Genomic DNA, 716 nt, shown 5'->3' on the forward strand with positions numbered 1-716 from the left:
GCGGCCTGCGGTGGATATCGTGCCGTTGCTGTATCAGCTGCTGCTGAATGACTAAGTCCGCTGAGGACTGGTGGAATACCTGACTGTCGCGGTTCGAAGACACAGAGACAGTAAACGACCGCGATCAACAACGGATTAAAAAAGGCGGGTGTGAGATGAATTTGAAGATGGGAATGTCGCTGGCGATCGCAGCATCATGCTTTTCCTACCAGGCGCAAGCCATCACAGTGGTCGGGGCGGGTAAAATTACCGTTATTGAAAACGGCTGGGTCGGTGAAGGTATGGCTATTCATACTTCCAACGATGGCCCATCCGGGTGTTCGGCTCCCCTGAACGACTTCGCGATCGACAAGAATCATCCGTCTTACCAAGAACTTACCGCGATGGCACTCGTCGCATACACCAAGAATTTAGATGTCGAAGTCTTGGTCGATCCGGGTGTATGCATTTTCGGCGATCGCACCAAAGTCATTTCCATACGGCTGAAGAAGTAAGGATCTGGAGGGCGTCGCGCTTTTTTGCACGGCGCAGATTGATCCATTTTCAAGAAGAGAAGAAATATGAAATATAAAATGGGCCTGCCGTTGATGCTCGCTTTGCTGAGTTGGCAAGCATCGGCAAACGAATCGATGCAGAACCTCGACGTCGTGCAGTTGGGAACGTATCAAGCCCACACCGATCATTTTGTCTGGCTGTCGGACACGCCAGCGGAATGC

General features: G+C 51.5%; 1 protein-coding gene. It reads left to right on the forward strand.

Annotated elements, in window-relative coordinates:
• The first annotated feature begins 155 nt into the window (after nucleotides 1-155).
• The gene (locus tag D183_RS27440; RefSeq protein ID WP_157835200.1) at nucleotides 156-494 is read left to right on the forward strand and encodes a hypothetical protein; all 339 of its coding nucleotides are present in this window, start codon (nucleotides 156-158) and stop codon (nucleotides 492-494) included.
• The last annotated feature ends 222 nt before the right edge of the window (nucleotides 495-716 follow it).

Origin of the sequence: Xanthomonas sp. SHU 199, from assembly GCF_000364665.1 — a bacterium.
Lineage (GTDB): Bacteria > Pseudomonadota > Gammaproteobacteria > Xanthomonadales > Xanthomonadaceae > Xanthomonas_A > Xanthomonas_A sontii.